This window comes from Escherichia sp. F1, assembly GCF_046764225.1.
Taxonomy (GTDB): Bacteria; Pseudomonadota; Gammaproteobacteria; order Enterobacterales; family Enterobacteriaceae; genus Escherichia; species Escherichia coli.
In genome coordinates this window covers 1,631,127-1,655,710 of sequence record NZ_CP177202.1, presented here as the reverse complement: position 1 = coordinate 1,655,710, position 24,584 = coordinate 1,631,127, and the positions used below count along the sequence as shown (strand labels likewise).

Annotated in this window: 22 protein-coding genes and 1 pseudogene; 18 read left to right on the top strand and 5 right to left on the bottom strand. The window is 52.9% G+C overall.

Features of this window, described 5'->3' with window-relative positions:
* The 14 genes from ACK8NJ_RS07945 to ACK8NJ_RS07880 all read left to right on the top strand — a co-directional run bounded on the left by ACK8NJ_RS07945 (position 1) and on the right by ACK8NJ_RS07880 (position 11,707).
* A complete protein-coding gene (locus ACK8NJ_RS07945; protein ID WP_289251651.1) occupies positions 1-396 on the top strand; it encodes a phage tail assembly protein in 396 nt (131 codons plus the stop codon).
* Positions 397-482: 86 nt separating this feature from the next.
* Complete coding sequence (locus ACK8NJ_RS07940) at positions 483-2,276, top strand: phage tail protein (RefSeq protein ID WP_411962323.1); 1,794 nt, start codon at positions 483-485, stop codon at positions 2,274-2,276.
* The gene (locus ACK8NJ_RS07935; RefSeq protein WP_328070885.1) at positions 2,276-3,550 is read left to right on the top strand and encodes a DNA circularization protein; all 1,275 of its coding nucleotides are present in this window, start codon (positions 2,276-2,278) and stop codon (positions 3,548-3,550) included. The genes ACK8NJ_RS07940 and ACK8NJ_RS07935 overlap by 1 nt, the downstream gene beginning before the upstream one ends.
* Positions 3,550-4,620, top strand: coding sequence for a phage baseplate assembly protein (locus ACK8NJ_RS07930; RefSeq protein WP_411962322.1), 1,071 nt, complete (start codon positions 3,550-3,552; stop codon positions 4,618-4,620). Before ACK8NJ_RS07935 ends, ACK8NJ_RS07930 begins: the two co-directional genes overlap by 1 nt.
* Positions 4,611-5,147: a phage baseplate assembly protein V gene (locus ACK8NJ_RS07925; protein ID WP_411962321.1), complete on the top strand. Its 537-nt coding sequence runs from the start codon at positions 4,611-4,613 to the stop codon at positions 5,145-5,147. The genes ACK8NJ_RS07930 and ACK8NJ_RS07925 overlap by 10 nt, the downstream gene beginning before the upstream one ends.
* Positions 5,144-5,596, top strand: coding sequence for a phage GP46 family protein (locus tag ACK8NJ_RS07920; RefSeq protein WP_000206927.1), 453 nt, complete (start codon positions 5,144-5,146; stop codon positions 5,594-5,596). Before ACK8NJ_RS07925 ends, ACK8NJ_RS07920 begins: the two co-directional genes overlap by 4 nt.
* A complete protein-coding gene (locus ACK8NJ_RS07915) occupies positions 5,586-6,662 on the top strand; it encodes a baseplate J/gp47 family protein (RefSeq protein WP_411962320.1) in 1,077 nt (358 codons plus the stop codon). The genes ACK8NJ_RS07920 and ACK8NJ_RS07915 overlap by 11 nt, the downstream gene beginning before the upstream one ends.
* Entirely contained in the window at positions 6,647-7,231 is a 585-nt protein-coding gene (locus ACK8NJ_RS07910; RefSeq protein ID WP_000951402.1) for a YmfQ family protein, read from the top strand. The genes ACK8NJ_RS07915 and ACK8NJ_RS07910 overlap by 16 nt, the downstream gene beginning before the upstream one ends.
* Before the next feature lie 3 nt (positions 7,232-7,234).
* Positions 7,235-8,044 (top strand): phage tail protein, encoded by an 810-nt coding sequence (locus ACK8NJ_RS07905; RefSeq protein ID WP_411962319.1) that lies wholly within the window; start codon positions 7,235-7,237, stop codon positions 8,042-8,044.
* A gap of 14 nt (positions 8,045-8,058) precedes the next feature.
* Positions 8,059-8,589, top strand: coding sequence for a tail fiber assembly protein (locus tag ACK8NJ_RS07900; RefSeq protein WP_411962318.1), 531 nt, complete (start codon positions 8,059-8,061; stop codon positions 8,587-8,589).
* Positions 8,576-10,186, top strand: a complete 1,611-nt coding sequence (locus ACK8NJ_RS07895; protein WP_411962317.1) for a prophage tail fiber N-terminal domain-containing protein — start codon at positions 8,576-8,578, stop codon at positions 10,184-10,186. The genes ACK8NJ_RS07900 and ACK8NJ_RS07895 overlap by 14 nt, the downstream gene beginning before the upstream one ends.
* Positions 10,186-10,752 carry a DUF4376 domain-containing protein gene (locus ACK8NJ_RS07890; RefSeq protein ID WP_411962517.1) on the top strand — a complete coding sequence of 189 codons (567 nt, stop codon included), beginning with the start codon at positions 10,186-10,188 and terminating at the stop codon, positions 10,750-10,752. Before ACK8NJ_RS07895 ends, ACK8NJ_RS07890 begins: the two co-directional genes overlap by 1 nt.
* 123 nt (positions 10,753-10,875) lie before the next feature.
* A complete protein-coding gene (locus ACK8NJ_RS07885) occupies positions 10,876-11,061 on the top strand; it encodes a Com family DNA-binding transcriptional regulator (protein WP_001372435.1) in 186 nt (61 codons plus the stop codon).
* Positions 10,982-11,707 (top strand): protein mom, encoded by a 726-nt coding sequence (locus ACK8NJ_RS07880; RefSeq protein WP_074400346.1) that lies wholly within the window; start codon positions 10,982-10,984, stop codon positions 11,705-11,707. Before ACK8NJ_RS07885 ends, ACK8NJ_RS07880 begins: the two co-directional genes overlap by 80 nt.
* 116 nt (positions 11,708-11,823) lie before the next feature.
* On the opposite strand, the pseudogene ACK8NJ_RS07875 reads toward ACK8NJ_RS07880, so the two are convergent.
* Positions 11,824-11,916 (bottom strand): annotated as a pseudogene (locus tag ACK8NJ_RS07875) (hypothetical protein); the annotation flags it as partial.
* Positions 11,917-12,058: 142 nt separating this feature from the next.
* A complete protein-coding gene (gene gyrA, locus ACK8NJ_RS07870; RefSeq protein WP_001281263.1) occupies positions 12,059-14,686 on the bottom strand; it encodes a DNA topoisomerase (ATP-hydrolyzing) subunit A in 2,628 nt (875 codons plus the stop codon).
* Between the two features lie 146 nt (positions 14,687-14,832).
* On the opposite strand from gyrA, the gene ubiG reads away from it, so the two are divergent.
* Positions 14,833-15,555, top strand: a complete 723-nt coding sequence (ubiG, locus tag ACK8NJ_RS07865) for a bifunctional 2-polyprenyl-6-hydroxyphenol methylase/3-demethylubiquinol 3-O-methyltransferase UbiG (protein ID WP_000990773.1) — start codon at positions 14,833-14,835, stop codon at positions 15,553-15,555.
* A gap of 60 nt (positions 15,556-15,615) precedes the next feature.
* Here the strand turns inward: ubiG and yfaL are convergent, their stop codons facing one another.
* Together yfaL and ypaB are read right to left on the bottom strand one after the other, a co-directional pair.
* On the bottom strand, positions 15,616-19,359 hold the full coding sequence (yfaL, locus tag ACK8NJ_RS07860; RefSeq protein WP_411962316.1) for an AIDA-I family autotransporter adhesin YfaL/EhaC: 3,744 nt from the start codon (positions 19,357-19,359) through the stop codon (positions 15,616-15,618).
* Between the two features lie 424 nt (positions 19,360-19,783).
* The gene (gene ypaB, locus ACK8NJ_RS07855) at positions 19,784-19,927 is read right to left on the bottom strand and encodes a protein YpaB (protein WP_273885480.1); all 144 of its coding nucleotides are present in this window, start codon (positions 19,925-19,927) and stop codon (positions 19,784-19,786) included.
* 127 nt (positions 19,928-20,054) lie between these two features.
* Between ypaB and nrdA the strand changes: the two genes are divergently transcribed.
* The 3 genes from nrdA (at position 20,055) to yfaE (ending at position 23,870) form a co-directional block, all read left to right on the top strand.
* Positions 20,055-22,340: a class 1a ribonucleoside-diphosphate reductase subunit alpha gene (gene nrdA / locus ACK8NJ_RS07850; protein ID WP_001075170.1), complete on the top strand. Its 2,286-nt coding sequence runs from the start codon at positions 20,055-20,057 to the stop codon at positions 22,338-22,340.
* A 145-nt stretch (positions 22,341-22,485) separates the two neighbouring features.
* The gene (nrdB, locus tag ACK8NJ_RS07845) at positions 22,486-23,616 is read left to right on the top strand and encodes a class Ia ribonucleoside-diphosphate reductase subunit beta (protein ID WP_000332037.1); all 1,131 of its coding nucleotides are present in this window, start codon (positions 22,486-22,488) and stop codon (positions 23,614-23,616) included.
* Positions 23,616-23,870: a ferredoxin-like diferric-tyrosyl radical cofactor maintenance protein YfaE gene (gene yfaE / locus ACK8NJ_RS07840; RefSeq protein WP_000135039.1), complete on the top strand. Its 255-nt coding sequence runs from the start codon at positions 23,616-23,618 to the stop codon at positions 23,868-23,870. Before nrdB ends, yfaE begins: the two co-directional genes overlap by 1 nt.
* Positions 23,871-23,923: 53 nt before the next feature.
* Here yfaE and inaA read toward each other — a convergent pair whose 3' ends face one another.
* Positions 23,924-24,574, bottom strand: a complete 651-nt coding sequence (gene inaA, locus ACK8NJ_RS07835; protein WP_000301032.1) for a lipopolysaccharide kinase InaA — start codon at positions 24,572-24,574, stop codon at positions 23,924-23,926.
* Positions 24,575-24,584 lie beyond the last annotated feature (10 nt).

The window sequence follows — 24,584 nt, the reverse complement described above, 5'->3', positions numbered from 1 at the left end:
ATGGCCGCGATGGAATTTGAACTGAAACACGGGCTTCTGACCGGCAAAGGCACGGCAGATGAAACCCTGCATAAAACCGTGAAGCTGCGCGAGCTGACCGCCAGCGACGTGATTGATGCACAACTGGCCGCAGAACGTGTGGTACTGGGCGGGAACGGAAAGGCGGTGGCCTACTGCTCTGAAGTGCTGATGGGGCTGGAGATGATGCGCCGTCAGGTTGCGGCCATCGGCAGCATTCCCGGCCCGCTGGACATGAAACAGCTGCGAATGCTCCACCCGGCAGACCTTGAACTTATCAGCACGAAAGCCGCTGCGCTGGATGACATGCTTGAGGAGGTGGCAACGCGGGGGCGAACTGATGCCGCTGGCGGCGGCACTGATGAACCTGCTGGTTAACCTGTCTCAGCGATTCAGTATTCAGTACCTGGAACAGCTGCCCCTGCGGCAGCTGTTCCGCCTGATAAAGCAACTGGAGAAACAGCATGGCAACAGGTAACCGTCTCAGCACGGAAATCATGATCAACCTTGCCGGGAACCTGACCGCCAAAGCCCGGCAGTACGGCGCAAATATGTCGCAGTTCGCCCGGAACCATCAGAAGGCCATGCGCCTTGTCAAAGCCACAACGGAGGCCGCAGGACGCGGCCTTGATACGCTGGGCAACCGCTACACGGCAATGATAGCCGGGCTTGGCAGTAGCCTAACCATCAAACAGGTTGCCGATTTTGATGCGCAGATGCGCCGGATGGGTACGGATGCCCAGTTAACCACTGAACAGGTAAAGACGCTTCACGACAAAATCAGGGATGTGTCGAACCAGAAAGATATTCGTATTGATGCCTCTGCGCTTGGTCAGGGGGCCAGCGAACTTCTGGGGAAAACCGGTGATTATCAGTATGTGGTGGACAACCTCCGCAACATGGGGTTGATGATGCAGGCGTTCGGTGTTGACGGACAGGTTGCAGCCGGGCTGATGGCGCAGTTCTGGGAAAAAAACGTCCGGGGCGCTGATGCGGTCAGTAACATGATGGACAGGCTGTATTCGCAGTTCGCAGTGGGGTCTGTAAGCGTTGCCGATGTTGCCCGCGCTGCCCCGAAACTGTTTTCCATCATTCAGGATCAGGGACCGGAAGCCATTGCCCAGATGGGGGCATTTGCTCAGGTGTTCGCCAAAAACAAAGGCAGCATTGATGAGACGGTAACCAGTATTCAGGCCATGTATGCCTCCCTGTCGGACAAAAAGAACATCGAGTTTCTGAAAAAAAACGGTGTTGATGTTTTTGTCAAAGGCACAAAAGACATCAAAAAGCCCTATGAACTGATGATGGAAATCCTTAAACGGGCCAAATACGACCCGCTGAAACTTCAGGATGTGTTTGATCTGACCGGAATGCAGGGGATTAAGGCGCTGCTCACCCCTGAAAACCGGCAACTGATGGAACAAATGATTTACGGCACGATTGAGCTGGGTTCCACGCAAAAGGCCGCACAGACCAATGCCGAAGGCTTTAATGCCGCAATGCAATCACTGAATAACGAATGGCAACGTTTTGCTGAAAGGGAACTGGCAAAACCCGTTCAGGAACTGGCTGATGCCATCAACAGCGTTGACCAGGATACCGTCCAGACCTGGTTACAGGTCGGTAAGTATATGGCGATCGCGCTGGGCGGCATTATCGCCATCAGAAAAACGTATCAGTTCGGTAAAACCATACACGACATCATGAATCCCAAAGGGAAAGGCAAAGGGATACCCAGTGGCATTACAGATGTTTTCGGCTCCGGTGTGATGCCGGTTTATGTGGTTAATATGGGCAGTGGCGGGATGAATGGTAATACCGGAGGTCTGCCGGATGCGCCGGATTCATCGCGCAATCCCCGCAACTCCCGCAACCCACGTGGGCCAAAGACGCCAGCGCTGGTTACACCACAAACGGCATCAGGATTTAATCTCCTTGACATGGTGCTCTCGGCTTTCCCAAAGAACAAAGAGGAAGCTGATGCGCTAATCGCACGGGTTCAGGAAAACAACAACCGCCCGACGGTATGGACGGATATCAAGAACTGGTTTAACTCTCTGGAGAAAAAGAACATCGCCGCGCCGTCGCCCTGGGATGTTCTGCAATCCACGCAGAACGCACCATTCGTTCCGCAGCAGTTGCAGGGGGAAATCCGCGTGGTGGTGGAAGGTGACGCCCGCGTGAAAAGTGTCAGAGTGGATCAACCCGGCGTCAGACTCAGTGCGCAGGCTGGCGTCACCAGCGTGGAGCAAGGGTAATGACAACGAGCAAAGGCAAATGGGACGGGCTGCGCGATGCCTCGTTTCGCGGCGTCTCCTTCTTTCTGGTGGATACGGAAGGCACCGGTGGCCGCAGGGCTATTCCCCGTGCTTACCCCCGGCGTGAAACCGCCTGGACTGATGATAACGGGGCCGTTCCCGGTCAACAGCAGATTAACGCAAAGCTGCTGGGTAAAAACTTCCAGGATGATTTAAACGCCCTTTTAGATGCGCTCAATACCCCCGGCCCCGGCGAACTTATCCACCCGTGGTTCGGGATACAGACCGTACAGGTTGGCAAGGTTACCCATCGCCTCAGCACGGAGGAAGACGGCATTGCGTATGTCACTTTTGAAGTGTTTGAGGCAGGCGAGCGCCTGTTCCCGTCTGCGGCGGATAACACGCAGCAGGAAGTGCTGACGGGCATTGATGCGGTGAAAGCCGCCATTGACGATGGCGACTGGTTCGGCGCACTCGACGGGCTGGGTGAGATGGCCGACAGCTTTCTGGCCGATATGGAAAACCTTGTGGCTAACCTGCCCACGCTACCGGCAGCACTGAATCAGTGGATGGACAGGCTGAACCATTTTAAGGAGATGGCCGGAACCATTATTGCCACGCCGGGGCGCCTGGTCAGTGAGCTGTCCTCGTTCATCGACGGCGTGGTTGATCTGGTGACGGAACCACCCGAAGCACTGGCGGTTTACACGACATTACGCAACCAGTGGGCCGGAGAACGCGCCCGACAGGTTGCCACCGGCGCACTGCCGGAAGATATCACAGTGAAGCCAGGCAGCGTGGCAGACGGCGAAATTGGCTTTGCTATCGGGCTGTCACCGGATTATCAGCCGGTATCTGTCAGCCTGCAGAAGAACATTGACGACTTCCGCCAGGTGGTTGTGCTGGAAACCCTGCTGGGACAGGCAAATGCCGTGGCCTCGATGACGTTCGATACCAGTGATGCGGCATTATCTGCCGGTGACACGCTGGCGGCTGAACTGCATGAGCAGGCGGTGGCAGCGGTGGAAAATAACCAGCGGGCATTGTGGCGAACGCTGCGCGATTTACGGCAGGCCGTGATTACGGATGCCCGCGAGCGTGCCGCCCGTCTGCCGGAAACCCGGCAGGTGACGCTGACCACAACCACATCTGCCGCATTGCTGGCATGGCGCGAACATGGTGACACAAGCCGACGGGATGAAATCGTGCAGCGTAACCGCCTGCGCCATCCGTCATTCATACTGCCAACGCAACCTGTGGAGATTACCGACTGATGGAATCCGTGATTCTTACCGTTGACGGCAAACTGTGGGAAGGCTGGACGGAAATGTCCGTCAGTCGTTCCCTGAAGGCGATTGCCGGTGAGTTTGATCTCAGTGTGACAACCCGCTGGTCAGCGGCGGCACCGCGCGTGATTCGTGAGGGGCAATCCTGCACAGTCAGGCTGGGCGCGGATACCGTGCTGACGGGGTATATCGATGATTTTATCCCCAGCTATGACGCAGATAACGTGGAGATTCGTGTCATGGGGCGCGACAAAACCGGTGACCTGGTGGACTGCTCTGTGGTGCATTCGTCCGGGAAATGGAAAGGCGTGCGACTTGAACAGGTGGCGGCTGATGTCTGCCGCCCGTTCGGGATAACCGTCATCACGGAAACCCCGACCGGGGAGGCGTTTGCGTCTGTCGTTCTGGAACAGGGTGAAACGGGGTTTGAACTGCTCGACCGGCTGGCAAAACAGCGCGGCGTTCTGCTGACGTCTGACGGAGCGGGTAACCTGATTATCACCCGCGCCTCTTCCGTTCGCGCAGGCGTGTCACTGGTGCTGGGAAAAAATATCCTCGCCGCCCGTGGGCGCTTCAGCTGGCGGGAGCGTAACAGTCAGTACATCATCAAGGGCACCACCAGTGCCGGTGGCAAACTGTGGGACAGCCAGCCTGCCTCGATGGTGGGCGGTCGCCAGTACATCACCGAAGACCCGGAAATTAACCGTTACCGCCCGCGTATTCTGGTCAATGAAGACAGTCTGACCGTGGGCGGTGCCAGCATTCGCGGAGAATGGTACAAAGCCCGGATGTTGGGGGAATCCCGCACGACGGAAATCACGGTGGCAGGCTGGCGCGAACAGGGCGACAGCGGCCCGTTGTGGCAGACCAACCGCCTTGTCGATATCGACGACAGCATTCAGAACCTGAAAACCACCTGGCTGATATCCGGGGTGACCTGGACGGATGGCGCACAGGGGCGGATGACGGTTCTGGCGCTGGTTCCGCCTGAATCACTGGATATGCCGGAAATGAAAGCGAAGACGAAGAAAACAAAGGCGGTGGCAACATGGGATTAAACGCCATTGCCCGCCGTTTGCGGCTGATGGTTGACCGTGCCATTGTCCGCATGGTGTCTGACAGTCTGGAGCGGCAGAACCTGCAAATCCAGACGCTGGCAGACGCCACTGATGACGATGTGGAACGCTTCCAGAATTACGGTTTTACTTCCGTTCCGCCGGAAGGTTCTGAAGCCATTGTGCTGGCCGTTGGTGGACGGCGTGATGGTCTGGTTGCCATTGCGGTGGAAGACAAGCGATGTCGCCCTAAAGACCTGTCCCCCGGCGATGTCCGGCTGTATCACCAGGACGGCAAATCGCATATCACGTTAAAGAAAGGCGGTATTATTGAAATCACAGGAGAACAATTAAATCTTTCAGGGAAAACGGTAAATCTCACCGCCGACGAATTGCTGAATATTATCGGTAAACAAATGAAATTCGTCGGTCCCTGTGAATTTACTGAAGATGCCACAATCAACGGTAAATCTTTTATCAAACACATTCATAAGGACGGCGACAATGAGAAGACATCACCGCCCATATGACGACCGGAATCCGCTGGAATAATACTCTCTCACGGGGTGACATCACCGTCACCCATAACGGCCTCTCACTGGATGAGGGGCTGGTCACTCAGGTTCTTATCTGCCTTTTCACTGATGCCCGTGCTGATGACGATGATGTCATTCCAGATGGTTCCGGCGACCCGCGCGGCTGGCCGGGCGACACGTACAGCGATTTTTCGTGGGGTTCCCGCCTGTGGCTGCTAGAGCGCGAAAAACTGACGGAAGATGTCCGCCTGCGCGTGGAAGACTACGCGCGGCTGTCCATGCAACCGCTGCTGCGGGCCGGTTACGCCCGTAACGCCACCGTCACGGCCAGAATCATCGTCCCTGACCGTATTGCCTTTCAGGTGGTGTTAACCCGCCCGGACAAAACCACGCTCACAATCGAAATCACCCGCCGATGGGAGGCCACCATTAATGCCGTATGAAATCCCCACGCTGGGCAAACTGATTGCCGACGGCGAAAAAGATATTGCGTATGAACTCGGCCTGCAAAAGCTGCCGCCTGTCAGTGTTGAGCAGGCGCTGAACGTGTCATTCAGCAGTCAGGTCCGGGATTTATACGACCATCAGAGCTGGATCAAGGACCAGATAATCCCGTCCACCGCGTCTGATGATGAAACCATTATCAAAACAGCAACGTATGAAGGGGTTATCCGCAAGCAGGCCACCTTTGCCAGCGGACCGGTGACCTTCACCAGTCAGTCTCCCCTTCCGGCAGAAACCCGGATGCAGTCCGACACGAACCAGGTGTATCAGGTGCTCACATCCGGCGAGGTACAGAACGGCGAGGTCACCGTCATCGTGCAGGCTGAAGAAGCTGGTGTGGCGGGCAATCTTGCTGCCGGTTCGGTTCTGACCCTGCTGTCCCCGTTGCCCGGAACGGGCAGCACCGGTGCAGTGGTGAATAGCGGTATTACCGGCGGCGCAGATATTGAATCCATCGCAGAGCTGCTGGACCGTCTGCTGTATGTGCGCCGCAATCCCCCGGTGGGCGGTGCACTGCATGATTACGTCATCTGGGCGCGTGAAGTGCCGGGCGTCAGCCGCGCGTGGGCGTGGGATGCGTGGCACGGCCCCGGCACGGTCGGGCTGGCATGGCTTTATGATGACCGTGAAGACATTATCCCCACACGGGACGACCTGAAAACAATGGAGCAGTATCTGTTCTGCCACAAACACCCGGCCACGGGCGTGATGGTGGGCAAACCGGGCGGCATCGAGGTCTGGCCGGTACAGGTCAGGCTGAAGAAAGTCGACCTGTCCATCCGTCTGACACCGGACAGCCAGGCGAACAGGAACGCCGTCAGGGCAAACCTGACCGCATTACAGAAAACGCTGGCCCCCGGTCAGATGTTGCCGGTGTCCTCGCTGCGCACGGCCATCGGTATGACGTCCGGTATCACGGATTACTTCCTCAACATCGGGGAAGACACCACCAGTGATGTGGATGAGCTTATCACCATCGGGGAGGTGACATGGCTCACAGCGTGACGGAATGGCTGACCGCACTGCAACAGGTCATGCCACGGGGTAAGGCATGGCCGCGTGATAACGACGCGGATTTAAACCGCTTTTTAAGGGCGCTTGCAGAGCGTTTAACCCGCGTTGAATACGACGCCTCGCGTCTGCATGTGGAGATGCGACCGGAAACCACGCTCCAGCTGCTGCCGGAGTGGGAGCAATATCTGGCGCTACCGGAATGCGGAATTGCCGCCACCACAACGGAAGCCCGCCGCCGGGCCGTGGTGGAGAAATACCGCCGCAAGGGTGGGCTGGCAACCTGGCAGATTGAAGCCGCTGCGGCGGCGCTGGGCTTCACCATTAAGGTGACGGCCGTTCTGCCGCATCACTGTCTGCGTGACTGCATGTACCCGCTGCATCCGGCCCGGTATCGCTGGCTGCTGAAAGTGGAAGTCCCGGATAAAGATGCCGGACGGTTTACCTGTATTGATGACGTCATGACGCCATTAATCAGCGAACGCACCCGCGAGCTGGAATGCCTGCTGAAGCATTACCGGCTGGCGGGCACGGAATATGAATATTATTACACCGGAGAATAATTTATGTTTCATGTGGATAATCCGACGGGTGTGCCGGTAATGCCACCTGTCGCGGCTGAATTAAGCAAAACAACGCTTTATTTCACCGAAGGCGGGAATGGTATTCCGCCCACCTATCCGGGGCCGGACTGGTTTAATATTATTCAGTCCGAACTGCTGGAAATTCTCCGGCAGGCAAATATCAAACCGGATAAAAATACCACCGACCAGATTATGACGGCGCTGAAAAAACTGTTTATTACGAACAGTGGTTCAGCCGGAGCTATTGCCGGATTAACTGGTCAGAATAATACATTCCCGTATTTTACCGGCGAAGACACAATGGCATTAACACCGCTCAGTGCTTTTGTGCGCGGTATTCTCGGGAAAAACACAGCCGGTGAAATTATCGAAGCACTTTCATTACGTGAAACGGTAAATAAAGCCAATAGTGCTGTACCGAATACCCGCAGGATCAACGGCATGGCCCTGTCTTCGGATATCACCATCAGCAACATCAGCGGCAACGCCGGAACGGCAACCCGCCTTCAGACGGCCCGCAGGATTAACAATGTGCTGTTTGATGGCACCAGCGATATCACCATCAGCACCACCGATTCCGGCGCTGTGCGTAATTTTCAGTACACCAATGAGGTGTTTTACAACCCGGGTGGTAACGAAATCACCTGGACGTTCCGCGCGCCTTCAGGCTGTCAGTTGTCAGGAATTTATGTCCAGGATACGGGAAGCCGTTCGGCGGATAACATCGGTGGTGTGTATTACAAATCCGCGCAGATTTATATCAATGGTTCATGGCGCACCGTATCAGGTTAATTAAGGAGAAAACAATGGAACTAAGAAACGTTTCGCGTTATTACCCGGAAAATATGCCTTATGGTAAGGATATTCAGTATTTCCGCAGTGAAGACGGACAGGATTTTTATGAATCACTGGATAAATTCACGAAGAAATACAAATTGTGTATTCACCCTGAAACCGGCGTGATTTATTCGATGGCGGAAGACGTGTCCCGTCTTTATCCGGCTGGCTTCACTATTGTGGAAGTGGACGAGCTGCCGGAAGGTTTTGGCATTGAAGCCTGCTGGTATTACAAAGATGGCGAAGTGCTGCCGGTTCCTGTTGATTACTCGCGACTGGCAGAAAAAAAACGCCAGATCCTGCTGAATGAAGCGAAGGACATCACCTCCGACTGGAAAACCGAGCTGGAGCTGGGCACCATCAGCGACGATGATAAAGCCCGTCTTACGCAGTGGATGGCATATATCAAAGCGGTAAAGGCACTGGATTTAAGCACCGTTACTGACGAAGCCTCCTTTTACTCCATCAACTGGCCGGAGCGTCCCGATGCCGCAGCTTAAAGGTGTGATTAAAACGCCCACGGGAGAACCGCTGGGCGGCGCAACCATTACACTGACCTCCCTGCACAACCGTGCAGGGATTCTGAAAAGTGTTTTCAGCCATGTCACCACACAGAACGGGGAATATGACTTCCCCGTTCTGCCGGGGGTGTACAGCGTTCGCCTGACGCAGAATGAACAGCGCCTTTCAGAAATCGGTGTCATCCGCGTTTATGAAGATTCAGCGGACGGTTCGCTGAATGATTTTCTGGGCGCAACCGATATTGACCTGCGCCCGGAAGCCCTGAAGAAATTCGAAGAACTGGCGCAACAGGCGCAGCAGAGCGCGGAAGCAGCAGCGGAAAGCGAGCAACAGGCCGCGCAACACGTTACTGATGCGCAGAAGATTAAGGATGATTGCCAGACGCTGGCGAATGACGTACAGAAGAATGCAGAAGCTGTAGCAGCCAGCAAACAGCAAGTAGAACAGCTGGCCTCAGAAGTTGGGCTGAACGCCGGGCAGGTGCAGCAGGGCGTGCAGAATGTTACTGATGCGGTAAAAAAGGCGCAGCAGGCAGCAAAGAATTCTGCTGACAGTGCCACTGACTCAAAAAACAGTGCTGACAACGCCGCCCTGAGCGAACAGAACGCACAAAAACACGCGCAGAAAGCTGAGCAACACGAGCAGCAGACCAAACAATATGCGCAGGATGCAGCGACCGCCGCAGAATCAGCAGAGAACGCCAAAGGCGAAATTGACGAAATTCTGGAAGGTGGCTATCTCAAAATTAAGAATAATTTGCAGGAAATTGTTGATGCTGGCCCGTCAGCACTGGCTCGGGCCCAATGGAATTTACAGATTTCCGGGGTGAAAAATAAACAGGTAATTGCCACCCCTTATACATGGCCATCCAGAACTGAGTATGAACAAAGGGTGCATCTGCCACTCGCCGGGGCTTACGGATTTGGCTACACATTTGAAGACCAAAGCCAGGGGCGAATAAATTTTAATGAGGGCTATACGGCGTCGTGGTGGTCACAGTGGGCGAAACCTGGTCGTTATTACGTCAGCGCCAGTGATAAAGAATACCTCGCGCCTGAAGGAGAAAAGCGGGGGATTGTTGATTTGCTGTGGCTTAATGACAGCGGATATAACGATGCTTCGAAGGTTCTGAAGATACTGGCTTTTTACGACTCAGACGGGCACTTACACATAGGCAAGCGCGTTGGTCAGAGCAACTGGTCAATAAGCTGGCGCAAGCTGGCATCGCTTACTGATGTCCGGGCCATGCTGTATTCGTATATTTACAATAATTATAACAATGAGTGGCGCGACCCGGCGCAGCCAGGAAGTTTAATACTGGCGTCATACCAGGGAACCGCTGACGGCGACACAAATATTAAAGTATCCCGTGGTCAGACTTACCCCGGCTCACGACTTGCACCTGTGGCGATAGAGTGCCCGTTCACCCCGTTTGGTACGTATGCGGCAACACCGCGATTCTATATTACCGGCTGCAAGAGCAAATCACTCCCCGGAACCTATATTTCACTGTCTGGAGCACCCACAACATACAGCGACCAGGCTTTTGTGGCGCTATTCATGAGGATTGCATGATGCAGATAAAAGAAATTACCAGTCCCCGCTACACCGAATCCGGCGCGATTGACTGCGAGGTGCTTTTGGAAGGGATGGATGAAGCCGTTCCCTACACAGCCACGCCAGAAGACACAGCAACAACAGGCCAGCAAATCTGGCAGGAGCTGCAAAGCGGCAAATGGGGCGAAATTGCCCCGTTCAGCGTCACGCCTGAACTTATCGCAGCGGCAAAAGATGCCAAAAAGATGGAAATCGAGGCATGGCGCGCAGAACAGGAGTCGCAGCCGTTCACGTTCGAATGGAACGGTCACACCTGGAATGCTGGCCCCGATTCGATGGCTCGCATTGCGCCCGTAGCAATGGCCGCAAAAGTAGCAGGTGCGCGGGCAACGCTTGGGTGGGGAGATGTAGCAAACAACCTCGTTACTCTGACAATGGCGCAGCTTCAGGAGTTGACGGCCGCAATGGCGCAGGCACAGGTTGATCGTAATAACGGGATTTATCAGCGCCAGCGTGAAATGAAGGAGCAACTTTCCCGGCTGTCCATGCTGGACGAGGTGAGAGCATTAACTGTCGGTGATTAAATAATCAGTTTGTATAGTTTATGACGATCGATAACATCATATCGATCGTCGGTTTGCATCGATTGTGATTAAATACCCCCAGCCCTCCGGGCGATTATGTCTGGTTATTACACAGGGGGAATCATGGACTCTGTTCGCTGTAAAAACTGCAATAAATTACTGTTTAAAGGAGGTTTTAAGCATATAGAAATTAAATGCCCTCGCTGTAAACGTTACATTGTCATATCGAATGCCAAAGAGCATCCCACGGAGCTGTATTGTGGGAAAAGAGAAGAAATCACGCATTCTGACAAAACCCTGCGTTATTGAGTATGAAGGCCGTATTGTCGGCTATGGTTCAAAGGAGCTACGTGTTGAAACCATATCCTGCTGGCTGGCCCGCACAATCATTCAGACAAAGCACTATTCCCGCCGTTTTGTGAATAACTCCTACCTGCATCTGGGCGTATTCAGCGGACGTGATCTGGTTGGCGTTCTTCAGTGGGGATATGCCCTTAACCCCAACTCAGGGCGTCGGGTCGTGCTTGAAACGGATAACCGGGGCTATATGGAGCTGAACCGCATGTGGCTACACGACGACATGCCCCGCAATTCTGAATCACGGGCTATCAGCTACGCGCTGAAAGTTATCAGGTTACTGTATCCGTCAGTTGAGTGGGTTCAGTCTTTTGCAGACGAACGCTGCGGACGTGCTGGCGTGGTATATCAGGCGTCGAATTTTGATTTTATTGGTAGCCATGAAAGCACGTTCTACGAGCTGGACGGCGAGTGGTATCACGAGATAGCGATGAACGCGATTAAGCGCGGAGGGCAACGAGGCGTATATTTGCGGGCTAATAAGGAGCGGGCTGTGGTACACAAATTTAATCAGTATCGCTACATCAGGTTCCTGAACAAGCGTGCAAAAAAGCGCCTAAACACTAAGCTATTCAGGATTCAGCCTTACCCGAAGTGATCCCACTTAATGAATAAAAAAGCAGCGGTTAATGCCGCTGTTTCGTTTGAAGCGCGAAAATTAAAGTTTTCGCATTTATCGTGAAACATTTTCGCGTTTTTCGTGCGCCGCTTCACCCAGACGCCAGCGGAAAGCAGTACTATTGCGCCCAAACCTACAAGACCATAGAACCGCCAGCCTTTCGCCTTTTTTTCACCACTCATTGCCACATTCCTTGTGTAAAGCCAGCCATTTTTTACGAGCACAGCAAAACTTTACCGCGCCCTAATACGACAAAAGCCCAGACTTTGCAGCCTGGACTTTTCAATTCAAACAAGGGAGATAGCTCCCTTTTGGCATGAAGAAGTAAAATTATTCTTCTTCTGGCTCGTCGTCAACGTCCACTTCCGGAGCGATTTCATCGTCCCCTTCCGCGGCACTGCCATCGATGGTATCCAGATCTTCCTCGTCAACCGGTTCAGCAACACGTTGCAGACCCACTACGTTTTCATCTTCCGCAGTACGGATGAGGATCACGCCCTGGGTGTTACGGCCCACGATGCTGATTTCCGAAACGCGAGTACGTACCAGCGTACCGGCATCGGTAATCATCATGATCTGGTCGCAGTCATCTACCTGCACCGCGCCAACCACTAAACCGTTACGTTCGGTAACCTTGATGGAGATAACCCCTTTCGTCGCACGCGACTTGGTTGGGTATTCCGCCACCGCGGTACGTTTACCGTAACCATTTTGCGTTGCGGTGAGGATTGCGCCATCGCCACGAGGCACGATCAGAGAGACGACTTTATCGCCTTCGCCTAAACGAATACCGCGAACACCGGTGGTGTTGCAGCCCATCGCACGGACAGAAGACTCTTTAAAGCGCACCACTTTACCTTCGGCGGAGAACAGCATTACTTCGTCTTCGCCGCTGGTCAGGTCAACGCCGATCAGCTCATCGCCTTCAACCAGTTTAATCGCCACTTTACCGGCGGTACGCAGACGGTTGAATTCGGTGAGGACGGTTTTCTTCACAGTACCGTTAGCGGTCGCCATGAAGACTTTCACGCCTTCTTCAAACTCGGTCACCGGCAGGATCGCGGTGATACGTTCGTCCTGCTCCAGCGGCAGCAGGTTGACAATCGGACGACCGCGCGCGCCACGAGTGGCTTCCGGCAACTGATAGACTTTCATCGAATAGACGCGACCACGGCTGGAGAAGCACAGAATATGGTCGTGGGTGTTCGCCACCAGCAGTCGGTCAATAAAGTCTTCTTCTTTAATACGTGCGGCAGATTTGCCTTTCCCGCCACGACGCTGCGCTTCGTATTCAGAAAGCGGCTGATACTTAACGTAGCCCTGGTGAGAGAGCGTCACTACCACATCTTCCTGAGTGATCAGATCTTCCAGGTTGATGTCTGCGCTGTTGGCGGTGATTTCAGTACGACGTTTGTCACCGAACTGTTCACGAACCAGCTCCAGCTCTTCACGGATCACTTCCATCAGACGATCGGCACTGCCAAGAATACGCAGCAGTTCTGCGATCTGATCCAGCAGCTCTTTGTATTCGTCGAGCAGTTTTTCGTGCTCAAGACCGGTCAGTTTCTGCAGACGCAGATCCAGAATTGCCTGGGCTTGCTGTTCGGTCAGATAGTACAGACCATCGCGCACGCCGAACTCTGGTTCCAGCCATTCCGGACGCGCAGCATCATCGCCCGCTCGTTCGAGCATCGCGGCAACGTTGCCCAGCTGCCACGGATTAGCCACCAGCGCAGTTTTCGCTTCTGCAGGCGTCGGCGCATGACGGATCAGTTCGATGATCGGGTCGATGTTCGCCAGCGCCACGGCTAATGCTTCAAGGATATGAGCACGATCGCGAGCTTTACGCAGTTCGAAAATAGTACGACGGGTCACCACTTCACGGCGGTGACGAACAAACGCCGCGATGATGTCTTTCAGGTTCATGATCTTCGGCTGACCATGATGCAATGCCACCATGTTGATACCGAAAGAAACCTGCAACTGGGTCTGGGAGTAGAGGTTGTTAAGCACAACTTCACCGACCGCATCGCGTTTCACTTCAATCACGATGCGCATACCGTCTTTGTCAGACTCGTCACGCAGCGCGCTGATGCCTTCCACGCGTTTTTCTTTTACCAGTTCCGCAATCTTCTCGATCAGGCGCGCTTTGTTTACCTGATACGGAATTTCGTGGACGATAATGGTTTCACGTCCGGTTTTGCCGTCAACTTCCACTTCTGCGCGAGCGCGGATGTACACCTTGCCGCGACCGGTACGGTAAGCTTCTTCAATACCGCGACGACCGTTGATGATTGCCGCCGTCGGGAAGTCCGGCCCCGGGATGTGTTCCATCAGCCCTTCAATGCTGATGTCTTCATCATCGATATACGCCAGACAACCGTTGATGACTTCCGTCAGGTTGTGCGGCGGGATGTTGGTTGCCATACCTACGGCGATACCGGAAGAACCGTTCACCAGCAGGTTAGGAATTTTGGTTGGCATGACGTCGGGAATTTTTTCCGTGCCGTCATAGTTATCAACGAAATCGACCGTCTCTTTTTCGAGATCGGCCATCAGTTCATGGGCAATTTTCGCCAGACGGATTTCCGTATAACGCATTGCCGCCGCAGAGTCGCCGTCGATGGAACCGAAGTTACCCTGACCGTCTACCAGCATGTAACGCAGCGAGAATGGCTGCGCCATACGGACGATCGTGTCATAAACCGCCGAGTCACCATGGGGATGGTATTTACCGATTACGTCACCAACGACACGGGCAGATTTTTTATAGGCTTTGTTCCAGTCATTGCCTAGTACGTTCATGGCGTAAAGTACGCGACGGTGTACCGGCTTCAGGCCATCTCGGACATCCGGCAGCGCACGGCCAACAATGACCGACATCGCATAATCCAGATAGGAGCTCTTCAGCTCTTCCTCAATGTTGACCGGTGTAATTTCTCTCGCAAGGTCGCTCATCTAACCGCTATCCCTCTACTGTATCCCGGATTCAAAGGTCGCAAATTATAACACAGCCGCGCAGTTTGAGGTAAACCTATACGCTTTATTCACCTCCAATGCCTGATATACTCGTTTGTCTTGCCAATTACGGAGTAGAAGTACCAATGAATGCCGAAAAATCGCCGGTAAACCATAACGTAGACCACGAAGAGATCGCTAAATTTGAAGCTGTCGCCTCCCGCTGGTGGGATCTTGAAGGTGAGTTCAAACCGCTGCACCGCATTAACCCGCTGCGTCTGGGCTATATTGCCGAGCGTGCTGGCGGTTTATTTGGCAAAAAGGTGCTCGATGTCGGTTGTGGCGGCGGCATTCTGGCCGAGAGTATGGCGCGCGAAGGCGCGACGGTGACCGGTCTGGATATGGGCTTTGAGCCATTGCAGGTGGCAAAGTTGCACGCGCTGGAAAGTGGCATTCAGGTAGAGTACGTGCAGGAAACCGTGGAAGAGCACGCGGCAAAACATGCCGGGCAGTATGATGTGGTGACCTGCATGGAGATGCTGGAGCACGTTCCCGATCCGCAGTCAGTGGTTAGAGCCTGTGCGCAACTGGTGAAACCGGGCGGCGATGTTTTTTTCTCGACGCTTAACCGCAACGGCAAGTCGTGGCTGATGGCGGTGGTTGGCGCGGAATATATTTTGCGCATGGTGCCCAAAGGTACGCATGATGTGAAGAAGTTTATTAAACCGGCAGAACTGCTTGGCTGGGTAGATCAGACAAGCCTTAAAGAGCGACATATAACCGGGTTACATTACAACCCGATCACTAATACTTTTAAACTCGGCCCCGGCGTCGATGTGAACTATATGCTGCACACGCAGAATAAATAAAATTGTTAGCCGGGTAAGGTGCTCGCACCACATCCGGCTACAATGCCGGGCGCAAAGCAGCTACCATTTCACCGTCATCGACAAAAACCCTGCCGTCTGGGCAAAATCATCACTCCCTTTCTGCCACGCCACGCTGCCGCGCAGCGAAACTCGCTGACTGATATTGCCCGTGACTCCCACTTTTATTTCACCCCGTTGCTTCACCGCATCGTCACTGATAGTGCTGCCATCTTCTTCAATTTCCGTCGCATGGGGATCGTGATAATAATTCAGATCTAATGTTGGTATGACATGAACAGAGGTACGCCATTCGCTGTGTAAACCCAGCCGCGTTTGAATATCATCACCCTGCGATTGTGACACGCGCGCATGGTTAGCGGCGGTAAAATCATCCTGCTGCACGCCCTGATAAATCACCTGCGCCTGCGGTTCAATCACCACACCACGCCCCGGTAACCACTGATACCCCGCTTCCAGCGAGGCGATAATCCCCGACGAATGGTAATGATCTGTGCCATCGTCTTGTTCGGAAACATCATTGTTAAACCACGCGTATTGCAGCCAGCTATCCAGCCAGGCCCCCTGCTTCTGATTACCGTGCTGAAACCAGCTTGAGGTCAGACCAACGGCATAACCGTGGTTCTGGTTATCGGCGCGAGTTCCGGTCATATTCGAGCGGCTGTCGCCCTGGTTATCACTGTAGCCACCAACCGCCCCAAGCATCCACTCGCCATCCGTGCCCCAGCGCCCGCTAAACAAGTCGCCGCTAAGCTGCACCGTAGAAGTGTCTTCATGCTGAGCCAGTTGCCCCGCTGCTGTGTAATGATAACGTCCGCCGATAACACGTAAATTCAGCGTCTGACCATCGCCACCAGCGTGATCGTGTCGCTCCATCACAAACGCCTGATTTGCCGCACGCAGGTTATTGAGATAACCGCCAACTTTGGCATTCAGCACCGGCTGGTAAGCAGGCGTAGGGGCCGGGTCGGGGGTTGGGTCAGGATCCGGCGTGGGATCAGGGTCTGGCGTCGGATCTGGATCAGGCGGCGTTACTTCTTGCGATCGCAGATACCAGTCGTTGTTATCTTCCACCAGCGTGTAGTCATACGCTCCCATATTGACGTAGCCGCTGCCCGCCAGACTGAACTGCGCATTGTTTTGAAACTGCGTGGGATCAGCTGCGAAATCAACCACTTTAATGCCTGTCGATGTCGGCTCACCAATCCCTGTAATGGAGTTAACCATCACAGTTGTGTTGCCAGCAGTATTACCGTTCATCACCAATTGATCGCTTACCGAGTCATCGCCGTTTAATTCGCTATCGAGCAGTAGCGTACCACCGCCGGTATAATCACCGTTTACCGTCAGCGTGTCGCCAGCGACGCCATTTTGCAGGCTAACCGCACCGGACGTATTGGTCAGATCACCATTAACCGTCACGTCGGCAAGATAGGTCAGGCTGTCAGTTTCAAGGTTGGTATTAAGCTCGCCTGTCAACGTCACGCCATCGGTGGCATTCACCAGCGTCCCATCGCCGTTAAACAGTGAGGCATTAAGGGCGACGGAAGTATCCTGCCCGGTCAGGCGCAAAACCGTACCATCGCTGATGTCGATAGTGCCGCTGGAAGTAACATCAATTGACTGAATATCCTGATCCGCGCCAGTCTTGAACGTTGCCCCGTCACCGACCCACAGCGACGAAGCATAAGGGAAGATATCCGCAACATCACCTTTCAGGGTGCCTTCTTCGACACGTACCGCCGACTGCGTTGTACCGCTGGCGGTCAGTTCCAGCGTACCCGCCCCCGTTTTCGTCAATGTGCTACCCTCATCCTGATGCTGCCCGCTGCTGTCAGCCATCAGTGCGCCCCACTGCGTGTCTACCCCCGCATCAACTGCCACTTCACCGTCGGCGCGCACTTCAATATCACGCCCATGCTCAGTCGTTGTAGAGCGAGTATCGACATTGGCAGTAATCTCCATCACGCTTTCTTGTTGATTATCGGTAAAGATAACCTGGCGGTTGTAATGGGTATCTCCAAGCTGCGAGTTGTCGCTCACCACCAGCGTACCGGAAGCGATTTGCGTGGTGCCCAGGTAACTATTATTGTTTGCCAGGCTAACCAGCCCGTCGCCCGCATCGATCACCACGTAGACGCCATATTTCCCGTCGCCGCCGATATGCAAATTGTCGCCACCTGCGAGATCCACCACATCCTGACTGCCGATAACCGTACCGCCGCTGCCGCTGACTGCAAGGCCATCGTTGTATGATGTGCCGCTCTGCCAGGTGGCGAAATCAGAGAGATCAAGCACACCGCCGTTTAACACGATCGACTGCGGATCGTCCTGGAGAGCGGCAAGATCTGCCGCGTCGCCTTCCAGCGAAAGCACCGCACCATCATCAACGACTATATCGCCAGTTAACGCCATCGACTGAGCCCCTGCCAGCACGTAGCTGCCGTTTTGCGCAATGGTGAGCTGACCAGCACCTTCGATGGTGCCAGCAAAACTGCCCTGATTAACAGTAACGTTGCCACCAGCATCGATATTTAAAGTGCCATTCTGAAAGCCCGTCAATGCGTGCACAAAAGTTTGTTGGGTCGAGCCAACGTTTAGCTCAGCCTGATTCTGATACTGATCAATACTCCCTATCGTCAGACCATAGCAGTCTTGCGGATCGTCCTGGCAATGCGTATCGCCGACATTCATCAGGGAGTTGCTGCGGCCCAGGGTAACTTCACCGTTTTCTATCTGCATCTCACCAGTAAAGTCATTGTTATCTGCATTAAGTACCAGATCGCCGGAACCTGTTTTGGTGATTACCCCGGTACCAGCAATAGAGTCAACAGCTCCGTCATTCTCTGTATTGCCGATAACCAGCGTTTTTCCGTCGGCAATATCAAAGGTAACTTCACTTAAGCCGAGATACATAAAGCCGCCCGCCGCAGTGGAAGGACCATCCCCATAACCTGCCGCGCTATTGTTCTCATCGATTAACACGCCGCCGTTCTGGCTGTAGCTGTCATCAACTGAAATATCAATAAGATAGGGAGCCGTCACGCTATTGGTATAAATCGCCCCGCCATATCCCTCAGCAGTGTTATTTGTAAATACGGTGTTATTTATTATTGTGAAACCTGACGGATGCGTGATATCGCTATTATTATCGGTGACATCGATTGCGCCCCCATCGCCATCACTGTAACTTGTTGATGTATATGCCTGGTTGTTATCAAAAATAACTTCACTTAAATAGACGTCATTGTTGATGGTATAAATTGCACCACCTTTGCCGTCATTAGCGATGTTATTGCGAAACACGGCGTTAGTGACACTTAAATCGACGACACCGGTATCGTTAGTACCAGAAGAATAGATTGCGCCACCATAGCCACCTGCAACGTTACCGGAAAAAATAACATTAGTAAGATTCAGCGTTGAGTTTTCTTTAGCAAATATTGCCCCGCCGTTATTATATTCTCCTGAGACAGTATTATTGGTAAACAGAGTCATTCCAGTTTCATTTTCTGGCGATAGAGAAAACTCCGCTCCTTGTTGCAAAAATACGGCCCCACCGCTGGCGTTATTGGTCATATCCGAAAAAACCAGCCATTGCCCATCGGCGATGCTCCAGTCCTGCGTAATGCCTGAAAGGCTTTGCCTGCTGGCGTGACAACTCGCTTTGATATCATATCCCTGACATGAATCAATGGCCGCCGCGACACCGTTAGCAGAGAAAAGAGATGCAATCATTGACGGGAGTAAAGATAAATACTCCTTGCGTAGAAAAATAATCCGCATATTAATCTGACCATCATTTTCTATAAGACGGCATATTTAATCGCATTATACGATATGGGTTATTTTTCTTTTGTAAATTGTTCAACCCGGTGTAATGGCCATTTTGTTATTATTTCATGAATAATATCAGTGCGTCATAATTCAAGTTAATCACCTTAAGGGATATCAGTTATATTTAAACTGAATTAAAGTAATGAATAATTTTCTTATAATATATGGTAAATTAACAAAATGGCTTCGCATTTAACAACAACCGAAGAGAAAACAACCATTTCGACATCAACAATCGCTTACATTCGCTTATATATTGACCATAACTGATACATCAGATTATGTGATGACTCGTGCTTAGATCAATTTTTGCAATCATTAGCCAAAAGATTAATAAACCATCTATATCAATTTATCTAACCTATTCTTCCGTTCAAGAAATCGCCGAACAGTTATTTTTAACAATTTTTTCTCTTCCCATTGACTTTCCCGGACACCTTGTCTGACCTAAGGTGCGCGAAAGCCACTTTTTCCTTCCTGAGTTATCCACAAAGTTATGCACTTGCAAGAGGGCCATTTTCACACTATCTTGCAGTGAATCCCAAACATACCCCCTATATATAGTGTTCTAAGCAGCTTCCCTCACTACAGGTAGTCTGCATGAAACTATTGCGGAAAGAATTCCAAAAACAGGTACGACATACATGAATCAGAATCTGCTGGTGACAAAGCGCGACGGTAGCACAGAGCGCATCAATCTCGACAAAATCCATCGCGTTCTGGATTGGGCGGCAGAAGGACTGCATAACGTTTCGATTTCCCAGGTCGAGCTGCGCTCCCACATTCAGTTTTATGACGGTATCAAGACCTCTGACATCCACGAAACTATTATCAAGGCTGCCGCAGACCTGATCTCCCGTGATGCGCCGGATTATCAGTATCTCGCCGCGCGCCTGGCGATCTTCCACCTGCGTAAAAAAGCCTACGGCCAGTTTGAGCCGCCTGCACTGTACGACCACGTGGTGAAAATGGTCGAGATGGGCAAATACGATAATCATCTGCTGGAAGACTACACGGAAGAAGAGTTCAAGCAGATGGACACGTTTATCGATCACGACCGTGATATGACCTTCTCTTATGCTGCGGTTAAGCAGCTGGAAGGCAAATATCTGGTGCAGAACCGTGTGACCGGCGAAATCTACGAAAGCGCCCAGTTCCTTTATATTCTGGTTGCCGCGTGCCTGTTCTCGAACTACCCGCGTGAAACGCGCCTGCAATACGTGAAGCGTTTTTACGACGCGGTTTCCACATTTAAAATTTCGCTGCCGACGCCAATCATGTCCGGCGTGCGTACCCCGACTCGTCAGTTCAGCTCCTGCGTACTGATCGAGTGCGGTGACAGCCTGGATTCCATTAACGCCACCTCCAGCGCGATTGTTAAATACGTTTCCCAGCGTGCCGGGATCGGCATCAATGCCGGGCGTATTCGTGCGCTGGGTAGCCCGATTCGCGGTGGCGAAGCGTTCCATACCGGTTGTATTCCGTTCTATAAGCATTTCCAGACAGCGGTGAAATCCTGCTCTCAGGGCGGTGTGCGTGGCGGTGCGGCTACGCTGTTCTACCCGATGTGGCATCTGGAAGTTGAAAGCCTGCTGGTGTTGAAAAACAACCGTGGGGTGGAAGGCAACCGCGTGCGTCATATGGACTACGGGGTACAAATCAACAAACTGATGTATACCCGTCTGCTGAAAGGTGAAGATATCACCCTGTTCAGCCCGTCCGACGTACCGGGGCTGTACGACGCGTTCTTCGCCGATCAGGAAGAGTTTGAACGCCTGTACACCAAATATGAGAAAGACGACAGCATCCGCAAGCAGCGTGTGAAAGCCGTTGAGCTGTTCTCGCTGATGATGCAGGAACGTGCGTCTACCGGTCGTATCTATATTCAGAACGTTGACCACTGCAATACCCATAGCCCGTTTGATCCGGCCATCGCGCCAGTGCGCCAGTCTAACCTGTGCCTGGAAATCGCCCTGCCGACCAAACCGCTGAACGACGTCAACGACGAGAACGGTGAAATCGCGCTGTGTACGCTGTCTGCTTTCAACCTGGGCGCAATTAACAGCCTGGATGAACTGGAAGAGCTGGCAATTCTGGCAGTACGCGCACTCGACGCGCTGCTGGACTATCAGGATTACCCGATCCCGGCCGCCAAACGTGGAGCGATGGGTCGTCGTACGCTGGGTATTGGTGTGATCAACTTCGCTTACTACCTGGCGAAGCACGGTAAACGCTACTCCGACGGCAGCGCCAACAACCTGACGCATAAAACCTTCGAAGCTATTCAGTATTACCTGCTGAAAGCCTCTAATGAGCTGGCGAAAGAGCAAGGCGCGTGCCCGTGGTTTAACGAAACCACTTACGCGAAAGGGATCCTGCCGATCGATACCTATAAGAAAGATCTGGATGCCATCGCTAATGAGCCGCTGCATTACGACTGGGAAGCACTGCGTGAGTCAATCAAAACGCACGGCCTGCGTAACTCCACGCTTTCTGCTCTGATGCCGTCCGAGACTTCTTCGCAGATCTCTAACGCCACTAACGGTATTGAGCCGCCGCGTGGTTACGTCAGCATCAAAGCGTCGAAAGACGGTATTCTGCGCCAGGTGGTGCCGGACTACGAGCATCTGCACGACGCCTATGAGCTGCTGTGGGAAATGCCGGGTAACGATGGCTACCTGCAACTGGTGGGTATCATGCAGAAATTTATCGATCAGTCGATCTCTGCTAACACCAACTACGATCCGTCACGCTTCCCGTCAGGAAAAGTGCCGATGCAGCAACTGCTGAAAGACCTGCTCACCGCCTACAAATTCGGGGTTAAAACGCTGTATTATCAGAACACCCGTGACGGTGCTGAAGACGCACAAGACGATCTGGTGCCGTCAATCCAGGACGATGGCTGCGAAAGCGGCGCATGTAAGATCTGATATTGAGATGCCGGATGCGGCGTGAACGCCTTATCCGGCATACGGCTCGGTTTGTAGGCCTGATAAGACGCGCCAGCGTCGCATCAGGCACAGGATGCGGCGTAAAATGCCTTATCCGGCATTAAACTCCCAACAGGACACATTCATGGCATATACCACCTTTTCACAGACGAAAAATGATCAGCTCAAAGAACCGATGTTCTTTGGTCAGCCGGTCAACGTGGCTCGCTACGATCAGCAAAAATATGACATCTTCGAAAAGCTGATCGAAAAGCAGCTCTCTTTCTTCTGGCGTCCGGAAGAAGTTGACGTTTCTCGTGACCGTATCGATTACCAGGCACTACCTGAACACGAAAAACACATCTTTATCAGCAACCTGAAATATCAGACGCTGCTGGACTCCATTCAGGGTCGCAGCCCGAACGTGGCACTGCTGCCGCTGATCTCGATCCCTGAACTGGAAACCTGGGTCGAAACCTGGGCGTTCTCAGAAACGATTCATTCCCGTTCCTATACTCATATCATTCGTAATATCGTTAACGATCCGTCTGTTGTGTTTGACGATATCGTCACCAACGAGCAGATCCAGAAACGTGCGGAAGGGATCTCCAGCTATTACGATGAGCTGATCGAAATGACCAGCTACTGGCATCTGCTGGGCGAAGGTACCCACACCGTTAACGGTAAAACCGTAACCGTTAGCCTGCGCGAGCTGAAGAAAAAACTGTATCTCTGCCTGATGAGCGTTAACGCGCTGGAAGCGATCCGCTTCTACGTCAGCTTTGCTTGTTCCTTTGCCTTTGCAGAACGCGAACTGATGGAAGGTAACGCCAAAATTATTCGCCTGATTGCCCGCGATGAAGCCCTGCACCTGACCGGTACTCAGCATATGCTGAATCTGCTGCGCAGCGGCGCGGATGATCCGGAGATGGCGGAAATTGCCGAAGAATGTAAGCAGGAATGCTATGACCTGTTTGTCCAGGCGGCACAGCAAGAGAAAGACTGGGCGGATTATCTGTTCCGTGACGGTTCGATGATTGGTCTGAATAAAGACATTCTCTGCCAGTACGTTGAATACATCACCAATATCCGTATGCAGGCAGTCGGTTTGGATCTGCCGTTCCAGACTCGCTCCAACCCAATCCCGTGGATCAATACCTGGCTGGTGTCTGATAACGTGCAGGTTGCTCCGCAGGAAGTGGAAGTCAGTTCTTATCTGGTCGGGCAGATTGACTCGGAAGTGGACACCGACGATTTGAGTAACTTCCAGCTCTGATGGCTCGCGTTACCCTGCGCATCACTGGCACACAACTGCTGTGCCAGGATGAACACCCTTCCCTTCTGGCGGCGCTGGAATCCCACAATGTGGCGGTTGAGTACCAGTGCCGCGAAGGTTACTGCGGTTCCTGTCGCACGCGCCTTGTTGCAGGCCAGGTGGACTGGATTGCCGAACCGTTAGCCTTTATTCAGCCGGGGGAAATTTTGCCCTGTTGTTGCCGGGCAAAAGGCGATATTGAAATCGAGTTGTGATCGGGTACTAGCGCCAGATACGACGCTTACGCGTATTATCTGGCCTACAACGATTACATGGCGTAGTAATACGCTTTCACCTGCTCCCAGTCCGCTTTAGGGATCGGCTCCAGATATTTTTCCAGCTGGCGGAAGTCATGATTAATCGCTTTATCGCGACGCAAGCGGCGACGACTTTTCTCCAGATCAAGAAAACCAGCTTCTGCCTTACCTTCTGTTTTCACATAGATATGGCGAACATAGCAACAGCCATGCTGACGATTAACGCTATGCATTTTCTTAAACGCCAGCGCCACTGCTTTCAACATGGCTTGCCGTACTTCGTCAGAATAGGGTGTTACTGCATGCCGGGCATACCAGTCAGCAATGCTGATGAACCCCGCCATATCTTCAGTCACCAGCAACGCGCGCCATTCCCCCTCAATTTTCACTGCTTCACCAAAAACGATCTTCGGCACGATGACACCGGCCCGTTCCAGTTCTTTAATTACCGCAACCTCACGGACAATCGTTGGTCGGCCGAACGGATAACGTACGGAATGAAACAGATGATGCGTCATGCGCTTTACATATAGCTTTTTGCCGTTGCGCTCGACGCATTGCACCCCGCTCATACCATTACGGCGATAGTTAGGCTCTTCAACCCAGTCGCCCTCAGTTGCCCACCAGTGATTAAATTCGTCGTGCTTTGCTGAAACTGCCATACCCTATCGC

What these genes read in the sequence shown, in the direction of transcription:
- ACK8NJ_RS07945 (WP_289251651.1), top strand. Translation starts at nt 1, where the DNA reads ATGGCCGCGATGGAATTTGAACTGAAACACGGGCTTCTGACCGGCAAA.
- ACK8NJ_RS07940 (WP_411962323.1), top strand. Translation starts at nt 483, where the DNA reads ATGGCAACAGGTAACCGTCTCAGCACGGAAATCATGATCAACCTTGCC.
- ACK8NJ_RS07935 (WP_328070885.1), top strand. Translation starts at nt 2,276, where the DNA reads ATGACAACGAGCAAAGGCAAATGGGACGGGCTGCGCGATGCCTCGTTT.
- ACK8NJ_RS07930 (WP_411962322.1), top strand. Translation starts at nt 3,550, where the DNA reads ATGGAATCCGTGATTCTTACCGTTGACGGCAAACTGTGGGAAGGCTGG.
- ACK8NJ_RS07925 (WP_411962321.1), top strand. Translation starts at nt 4,611, where the DNA reads ATGGGATTAAACGCCATTGCCCGCCGTTTGCGGCTGATGGTTGACCGT.
- ACK8NJ_RS07920 (WP_000206927.1), top strand. Translation starts at nt 5,144, where the DNA reads ATGACGACCGGAATCCGCTGGAATAATACTCTCTCACGGGGTGACATC.
- ACK8NJ_RS07915 (WP_411962320.1), top strand. Translation starts at nt 5,586, where the DNA reads ATGCCGTATGAAATCCCCACGCTGGGCAAACTGATTGCCGACGGCGAA.
- ACK8NJ_RS07910 (WP_000951402.1), top strand. Translation starts at nt 6,647, where the DNA reads ATGGCTCACAGCGTGACGGAATGGCTGACCGCACTGCAACAGGTCATG.
- ACK8NJ_RS07905 (WP_411962319.1), top strand. Translation starts at nt 7,235, where the DNA reads ATGTTTCATGTGGATAATCCGACGGGTGTGCCGGTAATGCCACCTGTC.
- ACK8NJ_RS07900 (WP_411962318.1), top strand. Translation starts at nt 8,059, where the DNA reads ATGGAACTAAGAAACGTTTCGCGTTATTACCCGGAAAATATGCCTTAT.
- ACK8NJ_RS07895 (WP_411962317.1), top strand. Translation starts at nt 8,576, where the DNA reads ATGCCGCAGCTTAAAGGTGTGATTAAAACGCCCACGGGAGAACCGCTG.
- ACK8NJ_RS07890 (WP_411962517.1), top strand. Translation starts at nt 10,186, where the DNA reads ATGCAGATAAAAGAAATTACCAGTCCCCGCTACACCGAATCCGGCGCG.
- ACK8NJ_RS07885 (WP_001372435.1), top strand. Translation starts at nt 10,876, where the DNA reads ATGGACTCTGTTCGCTGTAAAAACTGCAATAAATTACTGTTTAAAGGA.
- ACK8NJ_RS07880 (WP_074400346.1), top strand. Translation starts at nt 10,982, where the DNA reads ATGCCAAAGAGCATCCCACGGAGCTGTATTGTGGGAAAAGAGAAGAAA.
- gyrA (WP_001281263.1), bottom strand. Translation starts at nt 14,686, where the DNA reads ATGAGCGACCTTGCGAGAGAAATTACACCGGTCAACATTGAGGAAGAG.
- ubiG (WP_000990773.1), top strand. Translation starts at nt 14,833, where the DNA reads ATGAATGCCGAAAAATCGCCGGTAAACCATAACGTAGACCACGAAGAG.
- yfaL (WP_411962316.1), bottom strand. Translation starts at nt 19,359, where the DNA reads ATGCGGATTATTTTTCTACGCAAGGAGTATTTATCTTTACTCCCGTCA.
- ypaB (WP_273885480.1), bottom strand. Translation starts at nt 19,927, where the DNA reads ATGGCCCTCTTGCAAGTGCATAACTTTGTGGATAACTCAGGAAGGAAA.
- nrdA (WP_001075170.1), top strand. Translation starts at nt 20,055, where the DNA reads ATGAATCAGAATCTGCTGGTGACAAAGCGCGACGGTAGCACAGAGCGC.
- nrdB (WP_000332037.1), top strand. Translation starts at nt 22,486, where the DNA reads ATGGCATATACCACCTTTTCACAGACGAAAAATGATCAGCTCAAAGAA.
- yfaE (WP_000135039.1), top strand. Translation starts at nt 23,616, where the DNA reads ATGGCTCGCGTTACCCTGCGCATCACTGGCACACAACTGCTGTGCCAG.
- inaA (WP_000301032.1), bottom strand. Translation starts at nt 24,574, where the DNA reads ATGGCAGTTTCAGCAAAGCACGACGAATTTAATCACTGGTGGGCAACT.